The following is a 5,005-nucleotide window of genomic DNA, read 5'->3' as shown; positions in this document are numbered from 1 at the left end:
GGCTGGGGCGACCTCGCCTGGGCACTCCTCGACTGCATACCCGCCACCAAAGGCCTCACCAGCATCGCCAAACTCGGCAAACTCTGGAAAGCCGGCGGACTCCGAGCCCTCGGCACCGGAGCCATGGGAGGCATCGGCGGCGGCCTCAACAACCTCGCCAACGGCATCCGCAGCCTCGGCGGGAGCGCGCGGAACGTCTTCCGCGGTTTCGACGGATCGTGGCTCAAGGGCATGGCATCCCGCGGATCCGGGGGAACCATCCCTGAAGTGGGCGCGGTCAAACAAGCCCTCATGAACGCCGGCCTTCAAATATCGAAGAAGACCTACACAGCCGAGCAGGGCCACTATTACGCGACTCGCGTGTTCCAGGGAGGAAGAACCGATGGGACGGTTCTCGCCGGTCACGGATTCCTGGAATCAGGCGCTGGCACGATAAAGGTTCCGGAAGGCACATCGGTTTCGTTCTACGTGGATCATGGCGACCAACTCGGAGGCCTGCACGGTGTGTCCGTGGAAGCCGGTGTCTACCCGGGCGAAGCATTTGAGATAGCCCATGCCAATCAGGAGATCCCCAACTACACACTGGCAGCACCGGCAGGGTCGGGTGGAATGAGCTTCAGTGTCATGGAGAATTCGGTCACCGTCGCTGAACGGACAAAGCTGGCCGACCTGCTGAAGCCCGGTATGGGAGAAGTACACTGGGCCGCCTGCCGTGAGATCTTCTGAAGGAGCCGGACGACAGATGCAGTACGACTACACCGAGGGAGCCTGGGTCGAGACCGACGTCAAGCTCCTCGTCCGGAAGTCCGATCTGGACCCCGATCTCCTCGCGCGCGAGCTTCCGTTGACCCCCACCGCGGTAAGTCTTCCGACCGACGGCTCCCGGAGCCTCGGCCTCCCCGACGAAGGCGTCTGGTCATTGGCCGTGCACAAAAGGCTGCCCGGCGGGATCGACGACCAACTTCGTGAACTGCTTCGGCAGATCACCCCTCATGCCTCGTCGATCTCCTCCCTGGCGGCGCGGGGATACGAGGTCTCGATCAATGTCTCGGGCTTTGTCGGCCGCGGCAGCACATTCAGCTTGGCCCCTGATGTCATTTCGCAGGTGGCGGCACTGAACATTCCCTTCGTCGTCTCCCCCAGCACCAGCGAACGATAGCGAGAGCCATGTCGACCTCGAAGAACTCCTGGTCCGGCCCGACGGCTGCCCTGCTCATCACGGGGGCCGACCTGGTGCCGGAAGACGTCACACGCCGGTTGGGGATTTCGCCGACGATTTCCAGGGAATCCGGATCCCCGGCCTCATTCCGTTCCGGTGAAGGCCTCTGGGCCGTCCAGGTGACGGGCACGGAGGAGCAGGGTCCGGAGCACTCACTGGACAAGCTGGGGAATCGGATCTCCGGCGCTCTGGAGCGAATTCAGGATCTGCGCGATTCCGGGCTGACGGTACAACTGGACCTCAGCGGGCTTGTGCGCCCCCGAACTCAGGTCGTCCTTTCGCCGGCCCTGCTGACCCGCGTGGCCACGCTGGGTCTGCCGCTCTCGTTCACGACCGACGCGGAGGTCGCCGAGCATTCGGAAGACCTGCTGGACTGGCTGCCCGCGGGCGACGGCTCCCACCGCGCCACCACTCCCTCGGGGGACGAACCCCAGGACGCCGCCAGAGAAACCGTCAGAGAACCCGCCAGAGAACCGGCACCTGTCGGAATCTCCCTGTCGGTCCCCGAATCCTGGTGGGAGTTCGACATCCGCCCCGAAGGCCGCGAGGCCACGATCCGTGCCCTGGTCGACGAGCGGGTCCGGGCGACGCCCGAACTGGAGCCGTACCGGGCCGATTTGACTGCCATGCTCCGCAAGATGGCCAAGGACGCGCAGGAGTCCGGGGCGATCTATCTGGGGTGCATGGCGGAGAACTTCGACGGTGTCCCGCTCACCGCGACCCTGACGGTCTCCGTGGTGGGGGCGAAGAACCAGCAGGGTGTCGCGCTGTCCACGGACCCGCGTGTCATCGCCGAGAGCCTCTCCACCGTCACACCCCGCCGCGAGGGCGACGCCTGGCGCAAGGTCACGACCGTGGACATTCCCGAAGTCGGTACGGCGGCGCGGACGTTCGGCGTCGAGGACGTACCCGTCGAGCGGGGCGACAGCCGCACGCTGCGGATGGTGATGACACAGACGTACATCCCCGTCCCCGGCACCACCGACCAGGTCGTCCTGGTCTCCGGGGCAAGTCCCGTGCTGGACCTGGCCGAGGCCTTCCACGACATCTTCGACGCGGTGACGGGTACGTTCCGCTTCGTCTGACCCACCATCCATGTCTATCCGGGGGATCCGCATCATGGGCAAGGGCAAGGACCTCTCGCTCCCGCTCGCCGAACTCGAGGGCTACGGCAGCCGGCTGCGCTCGATCAACACGCGCCTGAACCACACCAAGAAGCTGTTCTCCCAGTACAAGGAGGACATCGGCGACGGCAGCGTCAACGACGCCCTGGAGGACTTCGAGTCCAACTGGGAGGACGGCCGCGAGGACATCACCCAGCAGCTCGGAGCGCTGGCCGAGATGTCCGACGCCGTCGTCCGCGAGTTCAAGAAGCTGGAGGACGAACTGGCCAAGGGGCTCGAAGGCAAGGTGCAGACCGAGGAGAAGGGCTCCAAGGGCGGCTGAGGCGAACGGGGTTCAGGAACGGCGGCGTCCGCGCAGCGCCTTCCGGACGTCCTCGGCCGCGTAGGTGGCGAGCAGCTTCCAGTAGTCCAGCTTGTCCACGACCGCGAGCCGCAGCCGCATCCGTTTGAGCCACGGCGGCAGGTCCCGGTACGGCACGAACGTCAGGGTGTCCCTGATCGCGTCCTCGGCGGTGCCGTGCAGACCGGCGGCCCGCAGCACGGCGTACAGCTCCGGCGTCAGCGCCCCGTTGAGCCGCGCCGCGACCGCCACCGCCGTGAACGCGAACCACCGCTGGTCGCGATCGGGCAACCGCGTCGCCCTGACGATCCGCGGCGACGCCTCCTCCAGCGAGCAGTTGAAGGCCAGCGCGATCACCGCCGTACCGAGCGGCCGCTCGCCGCGCTCGAACGCGGCGTCCACCTCGGCAGGATCGTCGATGCCCGACACTCCGTCGCCGGTCTTCCAGTCGACCATCCCGTGAACGTAGCTCACACCCCGCCCAGCAGAGACGCCAGCCCACGCTCCAGGGCCGGTTCCAGGGGTTCGCCGCCCGGCTCCATGACGGAGTACGAGCGCAGCAGGAAGCGGTGCAGGGCCGTCGTCTCGAAGAGGACCACCGCGATGCCCTCCGGTGCGCGGAACTCCACGGCGGTGCGGGACTGGCCGAAGGGGTGGACGTGGACGTTGCCGACGCCGGCCGGGCAGCCGAGGCCCTCTTCCAGCAGGCCGCGGGCGAAGGTCCAGGTGACCTCGTCGCCGTCGAGGGAGACCCAGGGCGGGAAGACGAAGTGGACGGCCAGGGGGTCGTCCGATGTGTAGCGGAGGGTCACGGGGACCGCCAGTTCCTCGTCGTCCTCGGTGAGCAGACGGGCGCCGGTGGGCTGTTCCAGGGCGAAGTACATGGACGGGCTCCGATGCGGGGCTGGTTGGACCGTTACGTGTGTACGAGCGGCTGGAGGGACTTCTGATTACGCCGTTATGGAAGTGACGTGCGTCACTTTCTGCGATGGCTGAAACTTTGATTGAAACTTTTGCCATCTAGGCTTACAAAACCTTCCCCGCCCTAGTGCAGGCCCCTGGAGCGTTTCGCCATGTCCGACGTTTCCACCGCCGTTTCCACCGCCGACTACGCCCGGATCTACGAGGAGCAGCAGCCGCGTCTCGTCGCGTACGCCCGCTCCCTGACCCGGAACGCCCACACCGCCGAGGACCTCGTAGCCGAGGCGCACTTCCGGGTGTGGCGGCGGCTGGCCGCGGGGCACGCGATCGACAACGTCCCGGCGTATCTGATGACGACCGTGCGGCATCTGGCGAGCGCCGCGGGGAGTGCCGTACGGGAGACCCCGCAGGATCCGCAGGCCGGCGAGCAGGCCGAGGCCGGGCGGCACGGGGACGATCCGGCCGAGCACGTGTCCTCCGTCGACATGGTGGTGCGGGTGCTGGGGCAGTTGCCCGAACGGTGGGTCAAGGCACTGTGGTTGGCCGAGGCGGAGGGGCAGCCGCTCGCGGCGATCGGGCCGCAGCTCGGGACCAAGGAGGGCGCCACCGCCGTACTCCTGCATCGGGCGCGCGAAGGGATGCGGCTGGCGTTCCTCAAGGCCCAGACGGGCGCCCCCGACGATCCCGCGTGCCAGGTGCACTGGGCTCGGATGCCTGCCCATGTACGGGGTTCCGCCACCGCCCGGCAGTCCGAGCGGGTGCTCGGGCATGTGGACGCGTGCGACGACTGCCGGGCCCGCCTCGCGGCGCTGATGAGCGCCAACAACCGGCTGCCAGCGATGGTCGGGCCCGCGCTGCTGGTGTTCGCGGTGGGCGGGAGCGGCAAGTTCCTGCTGGGGTTCGCGGGTACGGCGACGGCTTTCGGCGGGTCCGCGGGCGGGCTGCTGGACGGAGTACGGCACAGCGCGGTCGGCGGGTCCAAGGCCGCGGCGGCCGCGGGGGCCGTGGTGGTGGGTGCCGCCGCGGTGTTCCTCGCCCTCGGGCCGTTCGAGTCCGGTTCGATTCCGGCCCAGCGGGGGCCGGTTGCCGAGGCGCCGGTGGCCAAGGTTCCGGTGGCGGAGGCCCCGGTGCGGAGTGACGGGGTGGAGAGCGGCGGTACGGCGGAGGGGACGGCGGACGTCCAGCGCACTGTGCGGGTTCGGGCCGAGGGCGCGAGCGGGGGTGTGACGGGCGTGGTCCCGGTCGTCGGACCGCCGTCGACCACCGGGACCACGCCGCCGGCGACCCCTGTCGAGGACACCCCGGAAACTCCGGAACCTCCTGTCGCGGAACCCCCGAAGGCACCGGAGCCCCCTGTCGCCGAACCCCCCAAGACACCGGAACCTCCCAAGACGCCGGAAC

Annotated in this window: 7 protein-coding genes and 1 pseudogene; 6 read left to right on the top strand and 2 right to left on the bottom strand. The window is 68.4% G+C overall.

Annotation, left to right across the window (positions count from 1 at the left end; all coding sequences use genetic code 11):
* The 5 genes and pseudogenes from HLK59_RS48040 to HLK59_RS48025 form a co-directional block, all read left to right on the top strand.
* Positions 1-726 (top strand): putative adhesin (locus HLK59_RS48040; RefSeq protein WP_346780001.1); only part of this gene is annotated, 726 nt, incomplete at its 5' end.
* 16 nt (positions 727-742) lie between these two features.
* A complete protein-coding gene (locus HLK59_RS48035; RefSeq protein ID WP_171147997.1) occupies positions 743-1,159 on the top strand; it encodes a DUF4279 domain-containing protein in 417 nt (138 codons plus the stop codon).
* Between the two features lie 8 nt (positions 1,160-1,167).
* Positions 1,168-1,536 (top strand): annotated as a pseudogene (locus HLK59_RS51770) (DUF4279 domain-containing protein); the annotation flags it as partial.
* 246 nt (positions 1,537-1,782) lie between these two features.
* On the top strand, positions 1,783-2,304 hold the full coding sequence (locus tag HLK59_RS51765; RefSeq protein ID WP_240983067.1) for a hypothetical protein: 522 nt from the start codon (positions 1,783-1,785) through the stop codon (positions 2,302-2,304).
* A gap of 34 nt (positions 2,305-2,338) precedes the next feature.
* Complete coding sequence (locus tag HLK59_RS48025; RefSeq protein WP_171147998.1) at positions 2,339-2,665, top strand: hypothetical protein; 327 nt, start codon at positions 2,339-2,341, stop codon at positions 2,663-2,665.
* A 12-nt stretch (positions 2,666-2,677) separates the two neighbouring features.
* Here HLK59_RS48025 and HLK59_RS48020 read toward each other — a convergent pair whose 3' ends face one another.
* Positions 2,678-3,139, bottom strand: coding sequence for a hypothetical protein (locus HLK59_RS48020; protein WP_171147995.1), 462 nt, complete (start codon positions 3,137-3,139; stop codon positions 2,678-2,680).
* Positions 3,140-3,153: 14 nt separating this feature from the next.
* Positions 3,154-3,567, bottom strand: coding sequence for an SsgA family sporulation/cell division regulator (locus HLK59_RS48015; RefSeq protein ID WP_171147994.1), 414 nt, complete (start codon positions 3,565-3,567; stop codon positions 3,154-3,156).
* Positions 3,568-3,756: 189 nt separating this feature from the next.
* Between HLK59_RS48015 and HLK59_RS48010 the strand changes: the two genes are divergently transcribed.
* The coding region (locus tag HLK59_RS48010; RefSeq protein ID WP_171147993.1) for a sigma-70 family RNA polymerase sigma factor at positions 3,757-5,005 on the top strand (1,249 nt) is incomplete at its 3' end.

Origin of the sequence: Streptomyces sp. S3(2020) (assembly GCF_013044505.1) — a bacterium.
Classification (GTDB): Bacteria; Actinomycetota; Actinomycetes; order Streptomycetales; family Streptomycetaceae; genus Streptomyces.
This window is presented reverse-complemented; position numbering and strand designations above follow the sequence as displayed.

What these genes read in the sequence shown, in the direction of transcription:
- HLK59_RS48025 (WP_171147998.1), top strand. Translation starts at nt 2,339, where the DNA reads ATGGGCAAGGGCAAGGACCTCTCGCTCCCGCTCGCCGAACTCGAGGGC.
- HLK59_RS48035 (WP_171147997.1), top strand. Translation starts at nt 743, where the DNA reads ATGCAGTACGACTACACCGAGGGAGCCTGGGTCGAGACCGACGTCAAG.
- HLK59_RS48020 (WP_171147995.1), bottom strand. Translation starts at nt 3,139, where the DNA reads ATGGTCGACTGGAAGACCGGCGACGGAGTGTCGGGCATCGACGATCCT.
- HLK59_RS48015 (WP_171147994.1), bottom strand. Translation starts at nt 3,567, where the DNA reads ATGTACTTCGCCCTGGAACAGCCCACCGGCGCCCGTCTGCTCACCGAG.